The sequence below is a fragment of the Sphingobacterium sp. FBM7-1 genome (genome assembly GCF_020687765.1).
In the GTDB taxonomy this organism is placed as follows: domain Bacteria; phylum Bacteroidota; class Bacteroidia; order Sphingobacteriales; family Sphingobacteriaceae; genus Sphingobacterium.
The window spans coordinates 127,141-153,236 of record NZ_JAJEWJ010000005.1 but is presented as its reverse complement, the minus strand read 5'-3'; the positions used below and the strand labels follow the sequence as shown (position 1 = coordinate 153,236).

The 26,096-nt window shown below is 42.3% G+C and carries 21 protein-coding genes; 2 read left to right on the top strand and 19 right to left on the bottom strand.

Translation table 11 applies throughout. From position 1 onward, the window contains the following. Positions 1 to 13 precede the first annotated feature (13 nt). The 19 genes from LKO28_RS10550 to LKO28_RS10460 form a co-directional block, all read right to left on the bottom strand. Positions 14 to 403 carry a RidA family protein gene (locus LKO28_RS10550; protein WP_227694797.1) on the bottom strand — a complete coding sequence of 130 codons (390 nt, stop codon included), beginning with the start codon at positions 401 to 403 and terminating at the stop codon, positions 14 to 16. Positions 404 to 489: 86 nt separating this feature from the next. Beyond that, a complete protein-coding gene (locus LKO28_RS10545; protein ID WP_227694794.1) occupies positions 490 to 2,181 on the bottom strand; it encodes a hypothetical protein in 1,692 nt (563 codons plus the stop codon). A gap of 71 nt (positions 2,182 to 2,252) precedes the next feature. Then, entirely contained in the window at positions 2,253 to 2,912 is a 660-nt protein-coding gene (locus LKO28_RS10540) for a hypothetical protein (RefSeq protein WP_227694793.1), read from the bottom strand. 9 nt (positions 2,913 to 2,921) lie between these two features. Continuing rightward, on the bottom strand, positions 2,922 to 4,187 hold the full coding sequence (locus LKO28_RS10535; protein WP_227694792.1) for a hypothetical protein: 1,266 nt from the start codon (positions 4,185 to 4,187) through the stop codon (positions 2,922 to 2,924). 14 nt (positions 4,188 to 4,201) lie between these two features. Continuing rightward, positions 4,202 to 5,974 (bottom strand): DUF4091 domain-containing protein, encoded by a 1,773-nt coding sequence (locus LKO28_RS10530; protein ID WP_227694790.1) that lies wholly within the window; start codon positions 5,972 to 5,974, stop codon positions 4,202 to 4,204. 41 nt (positions 5,975 to 6,015) lie between these two features. Next, on the bottom strand, positions 6,016 to 7,236 hold the full coding sequence (locus tag LKO28_RS10525; protein WP_227694789.1) for a DUF1735 domain-containing protein: 1,221 nt from the start codon (positions 7,234 to 7,236) through the stop codon (positions 6,016 to 6,018). Positions 7,237 to 7,268: 32 nt separating this feature from the next. Beyond that, positions 7,269 to 9,002: a RagB/SusD family nutrient uptake outer membrane protein gene (locus LKO28_RS10520; RefSeq protein WP_227694788.1), complete on the bottom strand. Its 1,734-nt coding sequence runs from the start codon at positions 9,000 to 9,002 to the stop codon at positions 7,269 to 7,271. Positions 9,003 to 9,035: 33 nt separating this feature from the next. Beyond that, on the bottom strand, positions 9,036 to 12,197 hold the full coding sequence (locus tag LKO28_RS10515; protein WP_227694787.1) for a SusC/RagA family TonB-linked outer membrane protein: 3,162 nt from the start codon (positions 12,195 to 12,197) through the stop codon (positions 9,036 to 9,038). 152 nt (positions 12,198 to 12,349) lie between these two features. Further along, positions 12,350 to 13,717: a hypothetical protein gene (locus tag LKO28_RS10510; protein WP_227694786.1), complete on the bottom strand. Its 1,368-nt coding sequence runs from the start codon at positions 13,715 to 13,717 to the stop codon at positions 12,350 to 12,352. A 185-nt stretch (positions 13,718 to 13,902) separates the two neighbouring features. After that, a complete protein-coding gene (locus LKO28_RS10505) occupies positions 13,903 to 15,384 on the bottom strand; it encodes a DUF4998 domain-containing protein (protein WP_227694785.1) in 1,482 nt (493 codons plus the stop codon). A 172-nt stretch (positions 15,385 to 15,556) separates the two neighbouring features. Next, positions 15,557 to 17,158, bottom strand: coding sequence for an SLC5 family protein (locus LKO28_RS10500; RefSeq protein ID WP_227694784.1), 1,602 nt, complete (start codon positions 17,156 to 17,158; stop codon positions 15,557 to 15,559). Positions 17,159 to 17,183: 25 nt separating this feature from the next. After that, positions 17,184 to 17,891, bottom strand: coding sequence for a PIG-L deacetylase family protein (locus tag LKO28_RS10495; protein ID WP_227694783.1), 708 nt, complete (start codon positions 17,889 to 17,891; stop codon positions 17,184 to 17,186). Between the two features lie 37 nt (positions 17,892 to 17,928). Then, positions 17,929 to 18,612, bottom strand: coding sequence for an RraA family protein (locus LKO28_RS10490; protein ID WP_227694782.1), 684 nt, complete (start codon positions 18,610 to 18,612; stop codon positions 17,929 to 17,931). A gap of 30 nt (positions 18,613 to 18,642) precedes the next feature. Then, positions 18,643 to 19,425, bottom strand: a complete 783-nt coding sequence (locus tag LKO28_RS10485; RefSeq protein WP_227694781.1) for an MBL fold metallo-hydrolase — start codon at positions 19,423 to 19,425, stop codon at positions 18,643 to 18,645. A gap of 8 nt (positions 19,426 to 19,433) precedes the next feature. After that, positions 19,434 to 20,579, bottom strand: a complete 1,146-nt coding sequence (locus tag LKO28_RS10480) for a mandelate racemase/muconate lactonizing enzyme family protein (RefSeq protein ID WP_227694780.1) — start codon at positions 20,577 to 20,579, stop codon at positions 19,434 to 19,436. Between the two features lie 35 nt (positions 20,580 to 20,614). Further along, positions 20,615 to 21,619 carry a zinc-dependent alcohol dehydrogenase gene (locus tag LKO28_RS10475; protein WP_227694779.1) on the bottom strand — a complete coding sequence of 335 codons (1,005 nt, stop codon included), beginning with the start codon at positions 21,617 to 21,619 and terminating at the stop codon, positions 20,615 to 20,617. Beyond that, positions 21,616 to 22,479 carry an amidohydrolase family protein gene (locus LKO28_RS10470; protein WP_227694778.1) on the bottom strand — a complete coding sequence of 288 codons (864 nt, stop codon included), beginning with the start codon at positions 22,477 to 22,479 and terminating at the stop codon, positions 21,616 to 21,618. Before LKO28_RS10470 ends, LKO28_RS10475 begins: the two co-directional genes overlap by 4 nt. Before the next feature lie 146 nt (positions 22,480 to 22,625). Further along, a complete protein-coding gene (locus LKO28_RS10465; protein WP_227694777.1) occupies positions 22,626 to 22,814 on the bottom strand; it encodes a hypothetical protein in 189 nt (62 codons plus the stop codon). A gap of 11 nt (positions 22,815 to 22,825) precedes the next feature. After that, entirely contained in the window at positions 22,826 to 24,106 is a 1,281-nt protein-coding gene (locus LKO28_RS10460; protein ID WP_227694776.1) for a glycoside hydrolase family 2 protein, read from the bottom strand. 319 nt (positions 24,107 to 24,425) lie between these two features. Between LKO28_RS10460 and LKO28_RS15450 the strand changes: the two genes are divergently transcribed. Together LKO28_RS15450 and LKO28_RS10455 are read left to right on the top strand one after the other, a co-directional pair. Further along, positions 24,426 to 24,779, top strand: coding sequence for an alkaline phosphatase family protein (locus LKO28_RS15450; protein ID WP_262906084.1), 354 nt, complete (start codon positions 24,426 to 24,428; stop codon positions 24,777 to 24,779). Further along, the gene (locus tag LKO28_RS10455; RefSeq protein ID WP_262906083.1) at positions 24,716 to 26,062 is read left to right on the top strand and encodes an alkaline phosphatase family protein; all 1,347 of its coding nucleotides are present in this window, start codon (positions 24,716 to 24,718) and stop codon (positions 26,060 to 26,062) included. Before LKO28_RS15450 ends, LKO28_RS10455 begins: the two co-directional genes overlap by 64 nt. Positions 26,063 to 26,096 lie beyond the last annotated feature (34 nt).

The following is a 26,096-nucleotide window of genomic DNA, read 5'->3' as shown; positions in this document are numbered from 1 at the left end:
TTTCTCTTTTGGTTTATTTATGGAGACTAACAATACAATCTATCTCCACCTTGATTCCCTTCCCAAGTACCGACTGTACCGTCGTCCTAGCAGGCTTTACACCTGGAAAATACTTTTCATACACTTCATTATACCTATCAAACTCATTCCAATCACTTAAATGAGCAGTGCATTTAACTACATCGGCCATTGTTGCTCCGGCTGCTTCCACTATAGCTTTTATATTTTCCAGTGTACGCTCGGTTTCCTCTTCTATAGTCCCCAGCACAAATTGAGATGTTTTAAAGTCTACAGAAGCCTGCCCACTAACAAATAAAAAACCACCAGCCACAATACCGTCCGAAAAAACGCCGGTTACAAAATTCTTATCCCTCTGGGGATTGTCAATTTTAATTTTTCCCATAAATATATGTGTTTACGATTTCTTTTCTTCTTATTATCAAAAAAACTTGTTTACGTAAGCAAAGCCGCGACAGTTTAATGGCCATCCTAGTCGACTCCTCGTACCCAAAAGTTAAATCTGCCTCCCGGTGCTACATCACCGTTGACATACCAGTCCAATGGTTCTTCTTCCTGCATATTGTCTATCCACTTAAACTCAAAATCCTTCCCTTTCATTTGCAATATCTTTCTGGGGATTGTAAGCATGAGTCTCGATTCGTCCAATTTATTGGTAAGAGATTTTATATCCTGCCAACAACCATCTGTATATCGTTGTAACTTGTTGCCAGATACGACACGAAAATCGTATCCTTGCCAACCCGTTGCATGTGAGCGGTCGATATCGATATAAAGAGCCATCCAGTTATTGGCGGTGCGATTGCCCGAGATCGTGTTTGCACATTGGACGTAGAAGTAGATATTCTTGCGATCTCGTGCTACTTTCATCAGTTCAAAATCATTTCTGCCCGTGGTATTCGCATATTGCGTTATGGGGTCAGACTGTGCCCCACGATGGCTTCGATGTATAATGTCTCCCACATAGTCGTGGTATTCGGGATAGACTTCATCCCAATCCGTCCATGTGCGTATTGTTTTACTTGCTCCTAACACCTGTTGTGCTTCCACACCTTTATATCGTCGTATATTAGCGACCATTTGCATATAATAGTGGTCTTTTAGCCCTGCCGTTCGCGTAGGTTCTATGTCCCGACTATATTCAGGGCTAGCCTGATCGACAAAAAGAGCCTGCGTGGTATCTCCGATTGTCCTCCTCCATTTGCCTGCAATCCATTCATTCCATCCGGTAACAAATACGAATGGTACATCTTGTTTTAGTGCAAAATCCCATTGCTCTTGGATATTATAACCGTACAGCATGTCTTTTTCTGGATTACCAGAATGACCGTTACGGAAACTACGTCCCCAATTACCGGATTGACCATAAAATGCTGAGCCTCCCATGCAGGCGTCCAAGTTAGGGTGCTGCGCTGCGGAAACATTCACAATTTCTCGTTGTCCCAAATGGTTTTCATAAACATATTGCGGCCGTTGGAACTCAATCCATGGCCATCCATTGATTTTCTGTGATTCATTGGGCCATTGTGATTCGCGAATCGTAAAATAATTTTCATAATCTCTTCCTTGAGCGTCTTTACTCAACCCAATAATTAACGGTTTGCCTTCCAGATAAAACCAACTTTCAGGGTATCGGTAGAGTGCCCCCGGTTTATAATAGTTATCGTAAATCTCCTGCATAGCGTCTCCGGAGGCTGTATTGGTATAATAGACGATCTTGGGTGGGTTTTTACCTTGTTTTCGTACTGCTTCCATGGCCCGCATTAAGGCATCTGATTCCAACGGATAGGTAATGCGGTTGGTTGCATCTATAATCAATATATCTACTGCTGCATCGGTAAGCAATTGGATATTTTTGAGATGTACCCAATAATCATCCCCTTTGTAATAACCGTAAACCGGCTCTCCCCAATAATAATATCGACCTGGATTTGTTGCTCCTCCTCCCCAGCCGGGATGATTAAAATCGCGAAACACTTCTGATGTATGCGTATAAAGCTTGTCCAGATCCCAGTGTGTCTCTGAAGTTACGGATGCCCCATGTCCCTGCCACAGGAAATAGAAAACGGCAACATGTCGGTTATCCTTCGGCAAACCGACATGTTCGGTCGCAGGTAGCACACGACCTAATCCATCGGTACCTATCAACGTTTGACTTTTCACAAAAGTTGTTAAAGAAAACGTACCTATCCCCACTATTACAACGAAATAGTTCCTTATCGCCAGAAAACACCTCATTTACTAATCCTTAAAAGTTCCGTTCCGATACCTTGAAATCCATAATCTACCTCTTGTGTTTTTACGGTATAACAGCTACTAAAGTTGTTAATCAAATCCTCTAGAATCGCTGGCTTATTTCCTGTAAGATTTACTAACGGATAAATCCTAATTTCGTCACAGATTCTGAGCATCTCGGTAATTGCTTTAATATGAAACGCTAAGCCGTAATTATCATATAATAACAAAAAATGAGCACACAACCCTAACTCAAAGCTATTATCAGAAAAGGGAAAAGGACCGGGAAAAGACCCCGCGATATAACGTTGCTCCTTTTTCCCAAGCTCGAAATCAGCAAGAAAAGTTCTGGTTGCTGCTGCTCTTGAATCAGCAATGGCCGCAGCATTCTGTTTTTCGTGAGATGGCAATTCTTGCTGATACATTTTTGCGCGTGAAATCACTTCGTTCAATCGATAATCCAGGTCGTTTCGGGTAAATTGATAAACAGGATCAACGGATATTATTTTGTGTCCCATATTTGTTAACTCGCTATTGGCACTTGAGGTGCCATCTGCAAAACTAATGATAGATTTGTGCAAATCTTCATCATCCAAATTAAAGATCGACCTATATTCTGTCAAATTATGTCCCCAGGGATGCACCTCATTTAATCTCATATAATAAGCCTAACTTTTCAATTTAACTTTAAGCAATACTCCCTGGCCTGGGGCAAGGCTATACCAAATCTTTGGCCATTCGCCTAGTTTTCCATTTGCATGAGACAAAAATTCTATACTTTCTGTATCAACGTTATCCGCAAATTTAGGTCGTATGAACGTGGAGCCTTGCAAATTCTTATTAACCACCATAATCCATTTAGATCCATCGTCCTGATGCGTAAATTCACCAACAATAAAGGATTGACCGCTGTCAAAACCTTGTATTAAGCTCTTTTCTGTCACGCCATGATTACGGTCTGGTATGTCCTCACCAATATGATAGACATCATCGCTCCGCAATTTTAACAGGGTTGGTGCCCATGATTGGATACGCTTGTTCAGATTTTTGATATTATAATAACTTGGGGTTATATCGCCAAATTCATCCAACGGCGCGAACCGCCAATTTCCTAATTCGGGGGCACCCAATACGCTCAGGGTTTCCCCTACAAATTTGTAGTAGGCCAGACCCTGCGCACCATACGCCAAAGCACCATAAATCTGCAAAGCCAAATCATCGTAGGACGGAATACGGTAAGCGAAATGGGCGCCTGTCAATAAGATGGTATGAAAAGGAATATTATTTCTCAGCGATGCCGACCGAATATCTGCAATATTTGCCCAATATCCCCATGAGAAACCATATTTATCGCTTTCTCCGATGGGGTAATTATCATAGGAAATAAATTTTGGTTGGCATTGATCTACAAATAACTGCAGATAGGTTGTATCATACCAATCTCCCATACCCGGAGGTAGATTAATGTACGCCCACTTACCTGGCGCAAGTTCATTCACTAATCTCGCAGACTTTCCTAATTCATAAAGCTGGTTTCCGTCCGGTTCATCTTTTAAGTGATATCCATATACAGCGGGATGGTCATTGTATTTGTCTATTAATTCCCTCAAAATAACATTTCCCTTTTCTGAATCAAACTGCTCATCCCACTTAGGTGTAACACGTGGATCAAATACAATCGCTTTGACATTATGACGCTCACAAGCATCTAAAAATTCCGGCGGAGTGAATGCTATAGCGTTGATACCACATTCAGCCATTTTACGGATAGTCTCCTCGTTTCGAACATCGTCCCAAGCCATAATCGGAAAAAATACTTCTTCCGGATTACCTCCCTCGTTAGTGTCTTTTTCCCTATTGGTTTGATTTTGAAAAGCGCTCAGCAACAAAACACAGGTCACTAAAGCCATAAGATAATATATAATCTTTTTCATGCTTACATCTAAATTTAATACCGTTCCAATATTGCTCTCCGAACCTTGTTAAACCACTCCGCTGATTTTGGGAAATTTGCATAATCTTTAATCTCATCAAACATAGGGTCATCCTGTTTGATTCCCGCTGATTGCAATAACGCAAAATCCTGCAAGCTTTCTGCAAAGACCTCATATCGGATGGAATCTAGCGGGCCTTCTGGACCGGGGTAAACAACGAATGCGTCACCATAAGGCAGTCCAGGCCAAGCTTTGACATCAGCTTGTGTAAATGGGTCTCCAATGTCTGGTGTACAGAATATAAACCAGTAATTATGTCCCCAATGGAGAAAACCTTTAGCATCAAGTTTGTAAAACAACAGCCCGGACATTCTAATTTTCGACAATGGTGTATCAAGCAGCCTTTGTAAGTATTGGTCGCGAGGTCCGCAACAATAATATACCCAGGCGGGGCAACCTGCCGCTGCGAAAGCCGGTGCCGTAGTGATGCTCGGAACGGGCATATCCGATAAGCGCTCAACTGCAAAATGGGGATCACTCATAGCATCCATCACTTTCATCCAAGGGGCTAACTCTTTTAAAAGTCCTCTGGCTTTTCTATAATCTGCTATCTGAGCTTCTCCGTCCGGTTCGTCGGCACAGTGAAACAAAGACATTTCCAATACATTTTCATCGATTAAGAATTGCTTAAACTGTGGTAGAAATTGCTCTAAAAATTTCCGGTAGGTATCTGACATGGCGCTGATTTCCGGTGCCCATAACATTTCACCTATTTTATCATCGTTACGTTCGAAAATACGTTGCGGATGCTTGCCACTAGTGGGTGCCGGTGTAAAAAAATGCGTCCATTCTACGTACTCTGCGCCATGTTTAACCGCCAACCGTACCCATTTGCGCACATCACTGAAATCAAAAACATATTTATCTTTTCCTGTCTTTTTGATTTTCAGTAATTGAGCTGGCGTACGTAATATTTCATGTCTGGCATTAAATATTGGCGTATAGACTACGTTAACATTATGCGCAACGATATTGGCAATATATTGCTCAGCTAATTCCCAAAAACGCTCTCCTACAGGTTTTATCTTATACCATTCCCAAATGGAATCCGCCGAAATCCAATGCGTTACCGGAAAATCTTTTCGTGGCTGAATAACCAAGGAGCGAACATCTATTTCAACCGGTAATTCTATTGTAAAAGGTGGTGGGTTAGTCTCTCCAACATAACCATATCGATTAATCAGACTTACTTTTGCAGTAAGTTTGTGTACGCCTATCGACATATCCTTTGGCACTTTCAACGTAATCCAGAAAACGCCGTTTGACTCCGGACCTACCTGCACGCTGTCTTCCGGATAAAGCGGATCTGGGCATAACCCCGGAATAAAGCCAATCCCTTCAATCTCGTCTTTAGGAACATAGGTATTTAGATGTTGCATGGGAACAAAACCGACCCGTCTTACTTTGGGATTAAATGCATTTCCATCGGCTATTTCACACTTCACTTGAGCGGAATCTGTAGCCAAATTGCGGAAACAAACCTGAAAAGATAGTTGCTCGTTTTTCGCAGCGATGAACATCAGGCTCTTTCTACCTTCAGGAAGAGAATTGGGGTACACCCGCTTTAAAGATGTTTCTAACCAAAATTTTAACTGGTTTTTTTCAATATATTCATTATTACCCTTCTTCAAATCTGCTTCCAATTTTTCATCTGCTCTTGCAGATATTCCCGAGAGTCCTAACACACTAGCAGCTAATCCACTTTTTAATAATGTTCTTCTGTCCATTTTAATTTATTTTAATTTATTTTACTTTCTTATTTATTACGCTATCTTCTGACATTCCAAATTCCTCTCAAATCGAACTTGTAACGCCATAATATGCCGGAAGAGGTCTCCAAAGCCAACAGATCATTACCATCTACCATTAACCTGCTATATATATTCCAACCACTTCCGACCAATTGGGGTTCTGAAAGTTCTCCACTTTCAGAAATGGCGACAAACCATAATCCTCCATCTTGCGTGACAGCCAAAACTCCATTCTGATAAGCCACCATGTTGGTATATATCTGGAAACCTTCACCTATCTTGAGTTTATTTGACCATTGCGTACCTTCTTTCCGAATTATATACAAATCCCCTGTTGCCGTTTTCGCAAAAATTGCATTATAATGGGCAGAGTGGCTCATTATATTGTAGGCATTGAAACCAATACCTGTAACGCCTAGTCCGGCCAATGTTCTATTGGCCACGTTAACCGGATATTCAAATATAGAGCCCGGTACTCCGCTGTAAACGCCATTGACATCTCTCGCAATCAATGTAGTTGGCGTCGGGATAGTAACATCGAAAACTCCCCATCCTCCACTTCCAAGTCCTGTAACAGGGTCATTATTAAAGACACCAGTTAAATTATTGTATTCCCAAAATTGTAAAAGATCTACTTCTAACCCCGATAAAGCTCCTTGAACAATGAAAAGATCTTTGAAGGTTCTGCCTCTTAGTTCCCAGACTTTGACCGGAGGTTCTTCGCCTAATGGATACGATCCGGTTATGCGTAGATATGCTATTTTTAGCTTTTCATTAACGGGAATATCCGAATCTACTTGCGCTATACCAACAGGTAAAAGATAAGACACGCCGGGTTCAATAAAGTCCCGGGTTCTTAATCTAACGTTCAATGCGTTTGAATAGCGTGCATTACTTGCTATGGTGACGTATCCGCTTTCCAGCTCATAACTACCTTGCGGCATAGGAAGATAGTTGGTTCTGTTTTCATCATTATATTCTGCTATCAAATCGGGGTAAGCCTCCATCTGGACCTGCACCTCCCGATCTATCCTTTTCGCTCCCCCCACACCTACACTGAATTTAATGATCTGAATCTCATCGTTTATATCCAGTACATGGTCCCCATACCCTTCGTTGGCTTGTACTAAATATATTGACCTAAAGCGACTTAAATCCTCTATATCTATTGGGTTATTGCCACACGACGATAGTGTAACAATACACCATAAAGCTGATAAAATGTTGACTAATTTCATGGCTATTTTTCTAATTGTTAATTCCCTTAGTTTTACCAACCCGGATTCTGATTAAGTCCAAAATCTGGAATAATGGATGCGTCCTGGGTTGGTATAGGAAACAACAGATATTTGGTCTGCCAAACACTGGTGCTTCTTACGACAAACCGTTCAAAACTGAACGTATTATTCGGGTTCTGGATAGGTTCCATTCCGGTAACGACCCTATCGGTCTGATCCAAAATCCTCCACCTTCTTACATCCCAAAAACGGTGTTCTTCAAAAGCAAATTCTACTCTGCGTTCGTTGCGGATACGTTGACGCATTTGCTCTTGGGTAAGTCCTTGTGGTAAGCGCGGCATGTTTACACGTGCTCTCACGGTATAAACTGCATCATATACTTCTGCACTCGGGCCATTTGCTTCATTTTCTGCTTCTGCAAAATTCAGATAAAGCTCTGCTAATCTGAATTTCTTCCAGTTACAAGAGTTCTGACCAATATTATCGGGGATAGAAGGGTTCAAATATTTCCTTAAATAGTAACCTGTATGTGTATTTCTTCTGCTAGGTGGTGCTTTTAATATCTGATCTTGACCTCCGGCATATGTCTGAATAGTATGCGTAATGCCACTGCCCATATTATATTGGGCTCCATTATACCATACTGTTGCATAGAACCGGGGGTCACGTCCAACAAACGGATTTGCCGGATCATAGCCCGATCCCGGATTAGGAATCGGATCTAAATGGTTGATGTCACGATAACCTAGAATAGCGGGCTCTCCTGTGGCCTGCATGTCGTAGCTATCGACCAATTCCTGGGAAGGACAAGTCCCTGCTTTCATCATTCCCACTTTGCTGGGGATACTGTTTATGGCACCTGTAAAACATCCACTTGGTCTCTCAAAAATGGTTTCCCGGTCGTTTGGTGATTCGGAGATGTCGGATACATTGAGGAAATATTCACCGTAATTATGGAACAAACGATATTCACCATTTTGTGTCAAGGCGGTTATTGCAGCTTTGGTTGCATTAGCTGCAGCCGTCCATTTAGCTTTGTCATTTGAAGGATTCCATAAAGGACTCGCATTAAATAATAACATCTGTGATTTAATGGCGTGTGCAATCGCTTTTGTAAAACGTCCGCGCTCTCCAACAGACGTAATTCGCATCGGCAACGCAGAACTGCTCAATGCTTCATCACAATCCTGGACGACAAAATCCGTGACCTGCTGAAAGGTAGGGCGGGTTAAAGAAGTATAATCAAAGTCGCTCTCAAAAGGCGTTTCTACAATCGGTAATGGTCCGTATTTCTTCGACATTTCCAAATAATAGAATGCACGAAGCAAGTGGGCTTCTGCTTTAAATCGTTGTTTGTTATTCCCTGTTGGAACATAAGCCTCGTCGATATTTGCTATAAAGACGTTCGCATGGCGAATACCTGCCCAAAATCCATCATACGAGCCTCCTCCTACTGTAGGATCTGCCCCAGCTGCCGGTGTTAATGCACCACTTATCCATCTATTGGCCATACTATTGGTCTCATTTCCTACATCACTATCATGCCCCTCATCCGTAATACCACCCAGTAAAGCCATAAAATGGTAATTGATATAATATCCCGGTATTCGGCTATAGACAGTATTTAAGTACGCTTCTGTCCGTATCTCCTGACCAAATATATCATCAAGTGTCATTCGCCCGTCTGGCGTAATGTCTAAGGGATCATTCTTACAACTACTTAGCAGTAATGACACTAATCCTGTTATAAATATTATCTTTTTCATGATGAAAATAGTTTTTTACTGTATACCAACCTGTTAAAATCTAACATTGACACCTAAGTTATATATCCGGACATTTGGATAAGATAGATCACCTACAAGTTCCGGGTCAAAGTTCTTTGTCGGCAAGCGATCCCAGGTTATCAAATTCAATCCGTTCACGTAAAATCTGGCTCCTTTAATCCTCAATTTATCAGCTATGCCTTCCGATAGATTATAACCTAATTCCATGTTCTTGAGACGTATATAACTCGCATCGTTGATAAAAAAATCATTCATCGTTTCGTTGGGGTTAGCCTGCGTAGTTAATCGGGGGTAACGGATTGGCAAGCCTGCAGCATGCCGTTCTTCTGTCCAGCTTTCCAAGTGGCGGTCTACATAATTTGCAACAGAATTGGTTCCTCTAAACATATAATAGCTGGACACATTCGTTACACCTTGCAGTAATACACTGAGATCAAATCGTTTGTACATCACGTTAAAGGCTGCCCCAAAGGTATATTCCGGAACAGGGGAATATAATATAGGCGCCATATCCCTTTCATCGACTACCCCATCTCCATTTAGATCCTTATATCGAAAATCTCCGGGTTTAGAGGGTCTACCGCCCACACTTTGGATAGGTGCAAGTGCTACATCTTCTTCGCTCTCAAAATAGCCATCCACTAACCATCCGAACTGTTGACCTATGCGATATCCGGTTTGTCTGTAACGATAAGCATAATCCTCCGGCCGCATTGCCTCATCGGCAAAAACTTGTCTGTTGCGCGCGTAGTTCACATTAATCTTAGAAAGCACAGAAAGGTCATTATTGAAGCGCTTATTATAATTAAGTTCTATCTCATACCCTTTATTCTCAATAACGCCTATATTTACAGGGGCTAGCACCTCTGTAGGCAATCCATTCAAAATGGGTATTGTTCCACGGTAGCGCAAGATATTATCTCTTTTTTCCTTATATAGGTCTACCACCAGATTAACAGAGTTGAACAGCCCTACCTCTATTCCAAGATTAGTCTTTCTCGCTACTTCCCATTTTAATTTGTCATTTTTAAAGAGAATCGTATTGACAACCTGTCCCAATCCTAAACTACCACTATAGCCTCCCCCTCCCAATTGAACATTGTCCAAATATAAGAACCGACCTCCTCCAATACGGTCATTTCCGACAAGCCCATACGAACTCCTTAATTTAAGCAGATTCATGAAACTAACATCAAAAAACTCTTCGTCAGAAACTATCCAAGCGGCAGATATGGCGGGAAAGAAACCATATCGGTTTCCCTTTGCAAACTGTTCTGATCCATTATACCCTGCATTAAATTCTGCGGTATAGCGATTTTTATAGGTATAAGTAAATCGAGAAGAAAGTCCGCGAAGGTTGTAGGGTAAGTCTGTATTAATAATTGTTTTTTGCTGTTGGAAAAGCAGCATTCCAGCCAAACTGTGGTCATTAAATGTCCTATTATAGTTTAGGAAAGCCTGAAAATTAGATAGTGAGGTAAAAGTACGGCTACCACCTATAGACAAAGGTGTATTCACGCCAGCATTGGATGGAACATAATACACGCTATCTCTACCGTCTTGTCCGGTAAGATTAGGGTCTATCACTTGCATCCAGCTCTCATAACCTCTTGATGCACTTAAAGTATTCGTCGGATTGATATCAAAAGATACGACTGCTCTGGTGGTCAATCCTTCTGTTATAAAATCCAACGACTGCTCCATGCCATACGTTGCCATAATGTTTCCACGTGTGGTCTTGAGATAGCCAGAGCGATTTATCAAGGCAAACTGCGACCATTGTCCGGCGCTTCCTACCAATATCTCCCCATCCTCTGTAAGTGGGCCGGGTACATTTGCCGGCATATCATTCCCATAGGCTATGATGTACAAGGAAGGATCGGCTCCGGTGGCACCCCAGGGAGAGTTTACGTTTTCTACATATCCGGCAACATTGAGAAAAGCCGTCAATCTTTTGTTCAGATTTAGATCTATGTTCGAACGGAAATTATACCTATCCAATTTAAAACTCGGATCATATCCCATCGGTTGGCCATGCTCTGTCTTAAATTGGCCGCCTTGTCTTAAATAACCTGCATTTACAAAATATCTCGACATTTTTCCTGCCCCTGAAACATTTAGATTATGCCGTTGCATTAAGGCATATTTTCGTAGGTTTATCTCATTCCAATTGTTATCGGGATAACGTTTAGGATCGTCTTGTAATAGATATCGCTCTAAAGCGTAGTCTGAATAAGCGGGTGGCAAGCCATCATTGGCATGCGCCTGATTGCGTAATGTAGCAAATTGATAGGCATTAACAGGCTTGATTAACCGTGGAAAATCCTGTGCGCTATTCTCTAGGGAATATACAATTTCCGGAATTTCGGAAACACCCCGTCTAGTTGTGACCAAAATCACGCCGTTGGCTCCCCGTACACCGAAAATCGCTGTTGATGAAGCATCTTTCAAAATAGTAACCGATTCGACCTCATTCGGATCAATGGAAGTCAGTGGCCTTTCAATACCATCGACAAGAACAATCGGGCTTTGTGCGTTTACTGTACCTTGACCACGAATAAAGAGCTCTGTAAGGTCTCTTCCCGGCTCACCACTTCGTTGTATGGCGGTAAGACCCGGCAAACGTCCAGCCAGTGACACAGCTAAGTTGGCAGCAGGGCTTTGCTTAATCTCTCGTGTTTGGATGGATGCTATTGCTCCTGTAACACTAGCCTTCTTCTGTGTTCCAAAACCAACCACAACGACTTCCTCTAAGTCGGATTCTGCTGCCTGCAATATAACTTCTATATTTTGTTGCGCACCAACAGCAATCATACTTGGTCTATAGCCCACATTATTAAATATCAACACCTCGCCAACAGCCGCTTCAATCTCGAACCTACCGTCGCGATCACTGGATGTTCCACGCGAAGTGCCCTGAACGGTGATAGAAACCCCTTCAAGACCATTTCCCAATGAATCCCGTACAGTACCCGATACCAACTTCTGGATAACCTTATCTTGAAGAGAGCCAACATGCACTTCATACGTATTCGAACGGAACAATTTGTCAAAATCATCAGTAGATGCGTGGATTATGGATGGTATACATAATACCAAACATAACGACAGTATTTGCGACAGCACTAGCAAATAGGATCCAGCATCCTGTATTTTTCTTATTCTAGTTTTCATAATTTAATGCTCGTAGTGAATATTCTATTCATAATCGAAAGGGAGTTCTATAATTTATATCTCCTATTTTTTGTGGTTTATGTCTACTTTTTTTCATAAAATGATTTTTTATTTTTAGGTTATACATATTTGATGTTTAGTCTCCCTCTCCATTATTTGAATCCACTAGGTACCAATTCATAGACCGTATTCACAATGATATCTTCGACTTCCTCTGAAAAAGGAGAAGGCATGTTATACCAATACATACTGGCATCTGCTTCATATCCACCTTCCCTCAATATCCGTTTTGAAGGGATATAGCAAGAGACATCATTTGAATAGGCATTTATCCAAACACGATCAGCACCGAAAGCATTCTTCAGTTTGATAGCATAATCAACGACTACCTCTCCCCCCATATTGATCATCATCATCTTATCATCGAATGTCCACGTTTGGATAGGATAGTCTAGCGCAGTCGGCAACATTTCACCTCGCTGAACACGATACAACGCTAGTCTGGCATAGTATCCTTGAATAGTGGAATCCCTTGTCATATCGATCAATTCTCTTACACTGGCTACTTTTTGAAAAGGAAGACGCGTCCATTTCATACGACCAATGGGTGCGGTATGAAGAGGCTGCAGGTCCGTTTTTAACAACTTATCGGTGTTATCCGCTATTTCTTTTGCGTAAGCTCTTAAATAGGCTATCTTTCCTTGTTGTATCGGATGTGCGTCACCGGCACACCCTATAGCAATCAACGCAATAGCCCCGGGGTATCGCTTTTCGATAGCAAGCTGTGCTTCCCCCATCCAGTCGCCGTGTATTTCATTCACCTCCGGTCCGAGTGCAATGCCATGACAGGCATAATTTACTAGGACTGCCCGAAGTGTACCATCTGCATCCGTTACACGGAGTAAAGGCATCGAGCGATCTACAGGACCGCCTTCGGTTCTTCGGTTCTCTGCAAATGACGCAGTTCCTTGTCCCCAAGCCACCAAAGCAGGTTTGCGATCTTCCAGTGCTGCCAAAGCTACTTTCTCGAGTTTCTCCAATACCTGTTCGTTAAATTCCGCAAGGTGTATTAATTGGTCTAACGCTAAAAGGGAATCACTAAAATGATAGTCTGTTGGATAGTCACCACGGCATTGCAGATGGTTAATCAGATTACCTATTTCGGGACCGCCATGTGTATGCGAAGCGGAGACGACAATTTGCTCCGGTTTAACACCGGTCGAAGCGCCAAGCTTCCTAACCAACTGTTCTGTAATACGCCATTGTATCCCTAAGAGGTCAACTGTAATAAAAAGTGACGGATTTTCGGCATCAGCGCCGAATGCGAGCGCTTTTGCCGAAAGATTGTGCAGTATCCGGTCAGTTTCCAACTTTTCTCTCGCTCCGAAACCAGACAGACGAACCGGGGTATTTGGTGTAATATCAATTCTGGCCACGCCGACTTCCATCATATTATCTTTCTCGGTATGGTGAGATTGATTACATGCCGCAACGGACTTTATATTTGTAGTGTTACACATAAAAAACAGTTTATTTGCTGGTATAATGATCTTTAAAACTTTGTAGCAATAAAATCATTAATTCAAATTTAGGGTGCTAAACGCAGGTCTTCATATCCTATATTTGTCATGATATACCCTATTTTGTCTTTTTATTTTATGGGTCCAATCAAAAACATTGCTAATGATTATCAATTAGCAGTGTATCACTTTTCAACAATCGCTAAACTGTTTGCCACCGCTCGAGGGTTCGCATCGGAATAACGATTCATAATCTCAAAGACACCATTTCTTTTAGCCACCATCGTACTCGACCCACCGCCATCGAGGTTGATAGCGCCATGAACCTGAAGGCTGTTCATGATAGCAGAAAGTCCATCAATGGTAATACCTACTGAATGCGTTGCACGTCTGCCATCAACAACAATAAGATAGATGGTGTTATTACTCGTATATCCTACCATAGTACGTGGCTCCGGAGTGACATCTCCATAAACCATTCGGGTTCCTTCAACCATCAAACGATGTACGCCACCACCAACCGCGTCCCTTAGATTGGTATGCTCTGTTGCGGGCAGTTGCGAAAAAATACCAATCTGTGGTTGACCATCTTTTCGTATGGCAAAATAGGATAGGTTGTTTTCCAAAGATTCGTTTTTAACCATTACACCATCAATATATACCAGACCCCAGGGGATTCCTGTCCATTGAAAAAAATCAGCATTGACCGCGGCAAATACTTTTTCACCGGACCCGTCGCGATATTCTGCCATCTCTTTCACCGGTTGTAAGGCAAAATTTGTCTGATTATTCGGCATCAACGTACGCAATGTCAGTTTGCCGTTACCCAGATCCGCTTTCAAAATATAGACGCTTAACGGCTTTTGCTCATGGCTCTGAAACTTCATGGCAGAATATTCAATATCTTCATGGATTTTCTCCGCGTGTTGTTCCGTAAGAGAAGCCACTAACCCCGAGTAATCTACAATCCGTTGAATAGCTGAACTGAAATAATAAAAAGGAGGAGGAATACTCTGTATCGCTGAATAGAATGTATCGATAGCTGTATTGGAAGGCAGATACAGTGACCGATGTTCGATTGGTGTACCAAATTTGTATCCGGGTAGTGGCGTAGTTAACTGATTTCTGAATATTTTTGTCATTTTACGCTCATCGCTTTCGCTTGTGTAAAAAACCTCTAAAGCAACTTCTTCCAGAGCGGGTGCAAACCATGTGATATGGGGTTCTTCGTGTTTAACAAAATAAAAATTTGTCGCATTTCTATTTTTTAGCGATGTGATGTATCGATTGCCATATACTCTTGCTTTTGCCGTCGTTGAAACACCTTTTGAAGCATGTTGACCATAATAAGCTACTACTTCAAACTGATGTTCACCTTCAGAAAGTTCTTCTATTACCGTTGTTATAGTATCGTTTTTGGCTTCACTTCTGTTTATTTTGCGTGATTTCTGTTTTTCCTCCCAATAAATTTCACAATGGCTAATTCCTTCGTTTCCCAGTGCAATAGCTAGTTTTACACGATTGTTCCCGGAAAAGATCTCAAGTTTTTTGACGGCGGCAGATGGTGGTGTAACATCGTCTGGTTTAGGTGAATCGCCTTTACCACATCCTTGTATTTGCAAACTGGTAATCAGTATAATCACCAAAAATTGGAAACAGTTTCTCATGATACAAAATTTAAGTTGTCTTCTCAGTTCCTCAGATTTATAGATTCAAGGTTGACCATATATATCTTATAGAAATGTATATATACCCTATTTCTACTTTATATAATGATGTATGGGTGCACAACGAATGACATGAGGGAAATCCTGTGATGCACCCAATTGAAAAAGCTGATTACCAGAACAGCCAATAGACAAAACACCAAGTCAATGCATATAACGCTGCCCAAAACTTCATCTGCTTATACCAAGGTCTTTGCACACCATCATTAAGCGTTAGGAGCCAAGATGGATTCCAAATAAACGATCTCACCTGATCAACTGGCGGCGGTGTTGTATACAATGAGACAAAAACAACTAATAACATCGTTAATACTTGCGAAATACCGCCAGCGTATAACCAATGAAGCTTGATTTCCAACAAGTTCAAAACAGATGCAATAACGAGCTGAATAACGACGCCACCCAAAAGTCCAACAACAGCCCCTGTATAACTTGTCCTTTTCCAAAGGATTCCCAATATGATAACTGAAATAAAAGGTGTTGCAATATAGGTAACGCCCATCTGGAAATATTTGAAAAGCCCAACTGTTCCAACAAACGGAGCAACTACTGAAGCAACGATCAATGCGAGCCCACCGGAGACTTGGCCAGAAATAATCATTTCCTTATCTCCTGCATTTTTTCGAAAAAAATTACGATAAACATCCAATGAAAAGATGGTAGAAATCGAATTGGAAAGTGCACTTACCGAAGACATTACAGCAGCGAAAAAACCAGCCAGCACAATACCTTTAACACCCGAAGGTGCAAATGTCTGTAATGCAAGTGGAAATGCTTTATCGTAATTATTGGGCAATAAGCTTGGGCCTTGATGCATTACATCTAACCAATGATACATCACTAATCCCATCAAACAGGTTACAATCGGCAATACGATACCGATAAAACCAGCAAATACGATTCCCATCATACCATCCCAGGTGCTTTTCGCAGACAAGATACGTTGTATCATTACCTGGTTGGACGACTGATAAAACAGAAATACGCCAAAGGACGCCACTACAAGTCCTAGAAAAGGAGCTTCGGGATCTGAGGGCGGATGATATAAATGAAAGCGCTCAGGAGCCGCCTCCACCATAGCGTTCCAACCTCCTGGAATGTGATCAAGCGCCAGCCAGAAAAAGAGAACACCACCTACCATGAAAAGTATACATTGTATAGCGTCTGTCCACATCACGGAGTTTAACCCTCCAAGCAACGTATAACTCCCTGTAGCTACTACAATACCGGCCATCACATAATACTGGTTCCATCCGGTCAATTCACTAACGGTAATGCTTCCACCGTAAAGTACAGGAGGAAGAAAAACAAACACATAACCAATCAGCATAACCACGCTATAAATACTGGCACACACCGGACCGAAGCGGCGTTGCAAAAATTCCGGCACTGTCATGATCTTATTACGTAAATACATCGGAATGAAAAAAATCATCGTTAGCAAATACGTAGGCAAAGCCCACCAAGTCCAGTTCGCAATACCCATCCCATCTTTATATGTAGCCCCCATGGTGCCGACAATCTGTTCGCTGGAAACGGTGGTTGCTACAAATGCAGCCCCCACAAGATACCAGGGCATTTTGCCCGAAGCCAAAAAGTACCCTGTTACAGTTCGATCTGCCCGTTTTGCCGCCATCAGTCCGATAACAATAACAACCAAGGTGATGCCACCGATGATCACAAGATCGAGAAAGGAAAGACTAAAATTATCCATTTAATACTAATTTATAAGTTGGCTGTTAAGGCAGAACCCGTCGGGTCAATCCACGTTGTGATGCATCTAGTCGCGTAAAACCTTCTGCATACCGACATCCTGCTGCTAAGCCCCTAAATCCCGCCTGCATCTGAATCATCCAGTTCATATCAATACTGGCTAAATCTTCCATAGCGACAAATTGACTTTTATGACACGCGAGCATGGCTTTCTTCGTGTCAAATACGTCGGTTATATCCACATACTCGGTTGGGAGAAAACCTATCCCACCTATGTTGTCCATGTAATACAGCTGTGCTCCTGCGAATCGGCAAGCTGGTAAAGATTGCCCGGGCATGTGCGGAAGGCCTTTCTGGAAATAAGAATCGAAAACGAGCTGACTTACATAGCGATGGTCAGGATGATAGTCATTCGGGGAGTGCGTAAAAATAACATCGGGATCTGCTTGTCTTAATACGTCAATCATAAGATGTCGTTGCTCTTTGTCGGGGAAAACCAATTCATCGGTTACGCCTGCCCATATAAAATCCGCACCAAGTATTCCAGCCGCCGCACGGGCTTCTTTTTCCCGAGTAGCGCTAAGAACATCAGGTTTCACGACGGCATCTCCTATGCTGCCATCTGTAAAAATAGCGATAGTGACGTTATGCCCTTCTTTCGCGTATCGGGCAAGTGTTCCGGCACAAAGTAATTCCGTATCGTCGGGGTGTGCAGCTACACAAAGTATATTCATGATTTCAGGTTTTTTTAATTTAAAAAATTTGTGTCGATTATAACACGCCGTACCGGTCGTAAACCGTTCGTAAGGAGTCTCCATTCAATAAATCTGCTCGAGATTGGTTTTCCTTGCAAACTTTTTGATAAGCTAATTCCAACATTTTATCCTCAACCTCGCGGGGCACTACCACAACACCATCAAAATCTCCAAAGATAAGATCGCCGGGATGTACAATGACATCTCCGCATCTTACAGGGACATCATAAGCCATCACGCGTCCTCGTCCGAGGCTATCAACAGGGCGAATACCCACATAAAATAGCGGATAACCCATATCGATGATTTTGCGACAGTCTCTGATCATGCTATCACAAATAGATCCCACGGATCCGTTGCGTTTGGCAATAGTACTCATTAATTCGCCCCATGGCGCGTTGGTACAGGCATAATCGGTGGAATGAACCACCACATCGCCATGCGTAAGGGAATCCACGGCTTCAATTTCCAAGTCGTAAGCATCTGCTTCAACGTAGTCTGTTTCCATCCAACGAAACGTACGTGCCCGACCTACAATAGTACAGTTTTCAGCATCTAAGGGTCTTAAACGTTGGTGCATAGCACAATTGCGATAACCTAGTATGTCCAACACATCGCAAACAATAGGGACATAAAGATTTTTCCGTATCCACTGAAACTTTTCGGCGTCATCCATTAAATGAATTGATTCTGTATTCATATTTTTTGTTTTTAGTTGTCTAATTAGTTTTTAGCTAAGCTTTCTATAATCTTGATCATTCCATATAAAAGGTCGCATACGGACCGGAGTTATACATCGATCGGCCAAATCATACTGCCCGCAATACCATTGAAAAATTTCGGGATTTTCAGCATTCAACGCCATCAAATCATAGTGATTGGGTTGCACAAATCGAGGTTCAACAGTCTTCGCAAACAATACAGCCTGTTCAGGGTTTGGGTTACCCCATTTCCCGTTAATCGGTACAAGCATCACTTCCGGTTTTTTTGGTGCAGCAGCCAATACAAGCGGATGGTATTCCGTATCACTCGTATGATATACACTCCTTCCATTCGAAAACTGTATTTTATAACCGGTTGTATCCAATACATCTATGCTTGTAGGAATGGCGAAAACACCGCTTATTTCGATCGAACCAAATTCTCTATTTTCATTGGCGTGCAATACAACAACTTGTTTTTCCGGCACACCAAGTTCAATTAATTTCTTCGCTGCTTGCCTAGGTGCAACAAACCATGTGGTGTCTTTGTATCTATAGGGAATGATTGTTTCTGGATCAAGATGGTCCAGATGGTCATGGGTCACCACATATAGATCGGCACGCAACGCTGCAGGTTCGATAGGAACCGGATAGAGACGCGAGAATTCAGGGGCACCTTGAGCCGCAGAATCCGAAAGATAGGGGTCGATAACGATTGTCATATCGGCTGAACGAATAATATAGCCTGCTTGACCCAACCACCATAAGGCGGCCTCAGACGGTGATAGTTGAAAATCAAGAATCTTTTCCATGAGACACATTATAGGTTTACACAAAATTTTCGCACCGCGTCTTCATTCACCTCAATACCTAATCCGGGACCATCCGACACAGTAATATAACCGTCTCCCTCAAGCTGTACAGGGTTGCCGATCACTTCCCGCAACATCGGATTATCACTAACATTGTATTCCAGAAAGAGCGAGCGTGGCAATACCGCATTCACATGTAAAGCAGCAGCTGTATTTAAATCCGTGAGCCAGGCATGTGGACATACATCCACGCCCGCATACTCCGCTTCCCACATAATTTTACGGATCTGAGTAAATCCTCCGCAACGCGTAATATCCGGCTGTACTACATCAATACCACCCTGTTGTATCAATTGTCTAAATCCCCACCCCGTGGCCTCTTGTTCACCGGCCGCTAAACGGGTTTTAACCCCTGCGGCCTTTGTTTTGCCATAACCTTCATAGTTTTCGGGATGCATAAAATCTTCCAACCAGTATATGTTATATGGCTCTAAAGCCCGACAGAGTGCAATAGCATCGTATGCACTGCGATCTACCATCCATCCGGGGTCTACCATTAAATCAATATCGGGTCCTACCGCCTCTCTAGCGGCTTCCACCAACTTAATATCCAATTTGGGATCTTGACCAAACACCCCCCATCCAAATTTGATAGCCGTGAATCCTCGCTCCAGATAAAAAGCGCAAGCGTCCTTGATGGCTTCGGGCGTCGGTCTGAAAAGTGTAGACGCGTATGCCCTTACCCGGTTACGTCGGGCACCGCCTAATATTTTGTAAATCGGTTTATTAATTGCTTTACCAATAATATCGTGACAGGCTATGTCAAATCCAGACAACAGCTGCATTGCAACACCCCTCCGCCCATAATAGATAGAGTGCCTGTAGACCTTATCCCACAAACGTTCGACATCAAATGGATCTTCGTTAAGCACAATTGCACGTAATCCTTCAAAAAAGGGCTCGTTCGGAGCGTTCACCGCAGCTACACCGACATGCGAAGAAGTTTCAATATCCGACCAACCTATTATACCCTCGTCGGTGCTTACTTTTAACAGTAAGCAGTGTTTGACACCTCTCGCTTCTTCGCTGCCTTCGGGAGCGGTGTTCTCGTAAGGAGACTCCAAAATAAAAGCTTCTACGTTTGTTATTTTCATCTGATTTTAGTTGTTTTTCGTCTTCTCGTATTTCATTATATTTCGCTAAATGTTATCGCTACTTTAAGCGCCAGATCATGTCGGTCTTTTGCTAAATGAAAAGCTTCTGCCCATTGCACAAAAGGCACCTCATGCGTAACAAGATCCGAAAGACGCAATGCTGGATCGGACAGACACGCTAATGCTTCGTCCATTTTATCTTCGTCGTTACAACATCCCACAATTTCCTGTTCAGAGACGTGCAAAGTAAAAAGATCAATTGGTACTGGATCCTGAAGCAAACTGAAAATCACCACCCGACCGCGTTTTCGAAGAGCAGACAGACAAGTCTGCAATGCCGAAGGAGAACTTACTGCCAATATCGCAACATCTACAGATTCCGGCGCGGGATTATCCACAATTTCTACCCCGGGAATCATCCCCAAACGAAAAGGCTCCTTACCCGTCACCATTACGCGTGATGCTCCTGCCCGTATAGCTAAACGTGCAATGATATTTCCAAACGGTCCATCACCCACCACCAATACATCTTTTCCTGCGATATCCCCTGCCCGCGAGATCGCTTGCAAACAATTGGCTACCGGTTCCATAAGCGCCCCCAAAGAAAAGGAAACTTCCTCGGGCAACTCCCGAACCCGATCAGCACGTTGCACATAATATTCAGCAAAGGTTCCGGAGCGGTCAATGCCGAGATGTCCCATGCGTAAACACAGATGACCGAAGCCTCGAAGGCATTCCGCACATTCTCCACATGGTACAACAGGATGTGTAGCCACGGGCATGCCCGGAAAAAGGTCGTTTACGTCAGCTCCGCATTGTACTACAATTCCTGCTCCTTCATGTCCCAATACCTGCGGCAAGACAGTTCCAAACGGGTTTTGTGCTATATCATGTAAATCTGATGTACAAATCGTCGTCGCCATTGTCCGAATCAATACTTCATCGGCTTTCAACACGGGCAATGGAAGTCTGACTTGAACCAGTTGGTTTAATCCTTGTAGCTGCAATGCACACATTGTTGCCGGAAGTTGAGTTATCATCGCTGTATGGATTTAGGGTTAGGTAGACCTAAGCATTTTAATGTATCTCGGTGTATAATTCCTTCAATTACCTCGCTCGGAACGATAGGCAAACCACTTCCAGCGATAATATTGTTCAATTCTCGCACACCTTTCAGCGAATCCCCGGTGGTAGTGAAGGGAAAATCAGAACCAAAAAGTACTTTCTCATGCGTGCGATATTCTACTAATAAACGCATGGAATTATAAAATTGCCAAGGTCTGTAATATAAAGCGGAAAGGTCACAATAGACATGCCGATGCCGTCGGATAAGCGCTATCGCCTCTCCTTCCCAAGGATGTGCCAAATGAGCGAGAACCATTCGTAACTCGGGAAAATCCATTGCAACGGCATCAAAATGAATAGGGCGCGAATAATCTAAAGGTGTACCGCTTACAAACGATGTACCCGCATGAAAAAGAACAGGTAGGCCATGTTTCACACAGTAACGGTATATTTCATAACATCTCGGATCCGCAGGGTGGACATTTTGATACAAGGGAGACATCTTGACACCCACTGCACCCCATTGTTGATGACATTTCTCCAATTCTTCCATAAAGCCCGATCCGCCAGGATCGACAGAGGCAAAAAACAAGAGTCGATCTGCAGCTCTTGAAACATGAGCCGCAACATGCTCATTTGGAATATTCCAGTCTGTAGCGGCGGCTTGCAACCCGAAGACAACAGCTACATCTGCGGCTTTGGTAGTTTCCAAATGTCGCTCGGCTACATTTCCCCATACTTGCGGATCAACACCGCAACGATCCAAATCGGCTTTTAATTTAGGACCGAAGTCTGTTTCGGCTAGAAAAACATGAGTGTGAACATCTACTATCATAAAATATTCGTTAAGCTATTTTATTTGCCTAATGTGTATTAACTAATACAATGATAAGGTTTAATTTGTCAAGCTTTCTGCTCCATATAAACCAAAAACTATCCTATTTCTTCTTTTTATATAAAACTTGGCTATCTAGCAGTCCGTTATTTTACCAGATTTTTATCGTACAATTTTTGATGTATCTCCATTAACTCCTTCTCCGGAATCTTCATTACTTTTCGATCATACGTCATCAGTCCGTTAGTCTCTATTTCTACATCGGTTGTCTGCGTGTAAACGCCAGCAGACAGTCCTTTAGGAATTAACAAGCTTAAGTTGCGAACTAATTCCATATATCTTTTTCTCAACTCGTTCTTATCTTTGAAAGACTGATATCCCCAATTGTCTTTTCTTGCCAAGTATGCCCTTCTATAGGCAGTCCTAATCCACCATATCCTCCCAAGACTAATACATAATCTTTTCCAAAAAATTGTGGGTTAGGCATAGCTGCATCCGGATAATTATGAACATCCAGTATATGACCCGGGGCATTGAAGTTCCCACCACTTGCAACATTAACCAACCGAGATGGGTCGTATTGCATAGTCCAATCTACAATTTCTTGTGTTTTGAACTGTCCCCACGCCTCATTGAACGGTACCCAAATAACAATACTTGGAAAATTGTGGAGTGCATCCATGATATTTTTCCATTCTTTTCTAAAAATAGCCTCAGATTCAGGAGTACGATTTTTTTCCTGCTTTCCATGGCTTATTTTTCCTGGATCTTTATTCCAGATATTCCCTTCAAAGTCATCTCCACTAGGCATATCCTGCCAAACTAATATGCCTATGCTATCACAGTGTCTATACCATCGAGCAGGTTCTACCTTGATATGTTTACGAATCATATTAAAACCCATCTCCTTGGTTTTAAGAATGTCAAACTTCAACGCTTCGTCCGAGGGAGCAGTGTGCAACCCGTCTGGCCACCATCCTTGATCCAACGTACCATAATGAAAAACGAATTCATCATTGAGATACATGCGCTGTATACCTTGTGCATCTTGTTTCATCGTTATTTTACGCATAGCAAAATAGCTTTTTGCTTGATCGATGATTTTCCCTTTACGTAAAATTTTAACCCTAAGGTCGTATAATTTGGGATTGTCCGGTGTCCACAACTCTGCGTTAGGAACATGTAAGTTCAATTCTTCTTCGACCGTTCCCTTTTTTTCCACTATTTTTTTATTGCCGTCATACGCTTCTACTACCAACTCGTCCCCGGATTGTGCTGCTACTATCGTGGCCGAGAATTTCAATTCTGCGCGATCAACATCTGGCGTTTGCTTTGTGCTTACAATATATGTTTCGGGAACATTTTCCAACCATACGGTCTGCCAAATTCCGGAAACAGGGGTATACCAAATGCCATGGGGATTATTGACTTGTTTTCCTCTGGGCTGAGGTCCATCACTTGTAGGATCCCATACGCGAATGGCCATGTCTTGTTTATTGCCCTTTTTTAGATGGGAAGTAATATCCATACTGAACGGATCAAAACCACCTTCATGCCTACCAACGTGTTTTCCATTTACATAAACATCACACTGCCAGTCTACTGCACCAAAATGTAATTTGTGCATACCCAACTGTGACTACTGCAATCAATATACAAATAAACGCTGTAGTTGTTTTTACCATGATTTAGTATAATTTATAAAGTTACATATTCTTTGATTTCACTTCAGCGAAGCGTTTTTTCAAAACATCGTTGTCGAATACAATTATAAGAGCATTTGGATAAAACTTTTTGCTCCATATAAACCAAAAACTACCCTATTTCTTCTTTTTATATTTTGCAAGCGATTAAAACCATCTTTTTTTATGTAACGAATCTTATACTGGGAAGTATCTAAAAAATCATCTACCTTTATTTACTCTTTCTAAGTAAACTAAACTAATATGTGGAAATCTTTCTTTACGGGAGTATTGACCGTAGCTGTAGCTTTTCAAGTATATGCGCAACCTGCACGCCCAAAGTTGGTTGTGGGATTAATGATAGATCAAATGCGATGGGACTACCTCTACCGATTTGCAAACAGATATGGTGATAACGGTTTCAAGCGTATATTGAATGACGGTTTTTCTTGTGAAAACACCCTTCTTAATTATATTCCAACTTTCACAGCAATAGGACATAGTTCTGTTTATACAGGTTCGGTTCCTTCTATCCATGGTATCGCCGGAAATGATTGGATTATCCAGGCAACCGGACAACCGATGTATTTACACAAGATGACAACGTACAAGGAGTAGGCACACAGGAAAGGGACGGGCAACAATCTCCTCGCAACCTGTTGGCTTCTACTATTACCGACCAACTAAAGCTTGCGACCAACTTTCAGTCGAAAGTTATCGGTATCTCGATGAAAGACCGTGGCGGTATTTTGCCAGCGGGTCATTTTGCTGATGCAGCATATTGGTTTGAGGGAAAATCCGGAAATTGGATTTCAAGCACCTTTTATATGGAAAAGCTCCCCCATTGGGTGGAAACCTTTAACAAACAAAAACTAGCGGACAAATATTTAAAACAAGACTGGAATACACTATATCCTATCGAAACGTATACGAATAGTACGGCTGACGACACGCCATATGAAGGTAAGTGGCCCGGTGAAGAGACGCCCACATTTCCTCGAAAAACTTCCGAACTGATAAAAGATGTTGGCTATGAACTCATAAAAACAACACCACAGGGGAATACGTTGACACTGGATTTTGCCAAAGCGGCTATTGAACAAGAACAATTAGGCAACAATCCAACAGAAAACACTGACTTTTTGTGCGTGAGTTTATCCGCGACAGACTATGTTGGACACCGCTACTCGTTATCGGCTGTAGAGATAGAGGATACTTATCTTCGCCTGGACCAGGACATCGCAAATTTTTTGGCGTACCTCGATAAACATATAGGCAAAGGCAATTATACCTTTTTCCTCACTGCCGATCATGCAGCTTCCTATAACCCCATGTATTATACAGACCAACAAGGCAATGGTGGTTATTTGTTTACAAGGCAAATCCAACGTAGTCTAAATAGCGAACTTAAGGAAAAATTTGGCAACGACAAGATTGTTAGGAGTTTGATGAACTACCAAGTACATCTTAATTACACGCTCATAGATTCCCTTCAACTCGACACTAAAGATATCAAGGAAACGATTATCAATTCGCTTAACAAGGAAGAAGGTATTACATATGTCGTGGATATGGAAGGGAATCAAAATATGTTTATACCTGCTCCACTTCGGGAAAAAATTATCAATGGTTACAATCGTAGACATAGCGGTGCGATACAGATTATTGCCGACCCCCAATGGTATGCCGGCACACCACGCAGCCCCGGAACAACCCATGGTGTGTGGTCACCGTATGATTCACACATACCGCTGGTATTTATGGAATGGGGTATAAAGCAAGGTGTGAGCAATAAAGAAGTGCATGTGGTAGATATAGCTCCTACTCTTGCCTCATTACTGCATATTATGGAGCCAAATGGTAATATCGGAAAACCTATCGTAGAGGTATTAGGGCAATAAGTCAACGGCAAATTATTTTTTCTGTATCTTTGCA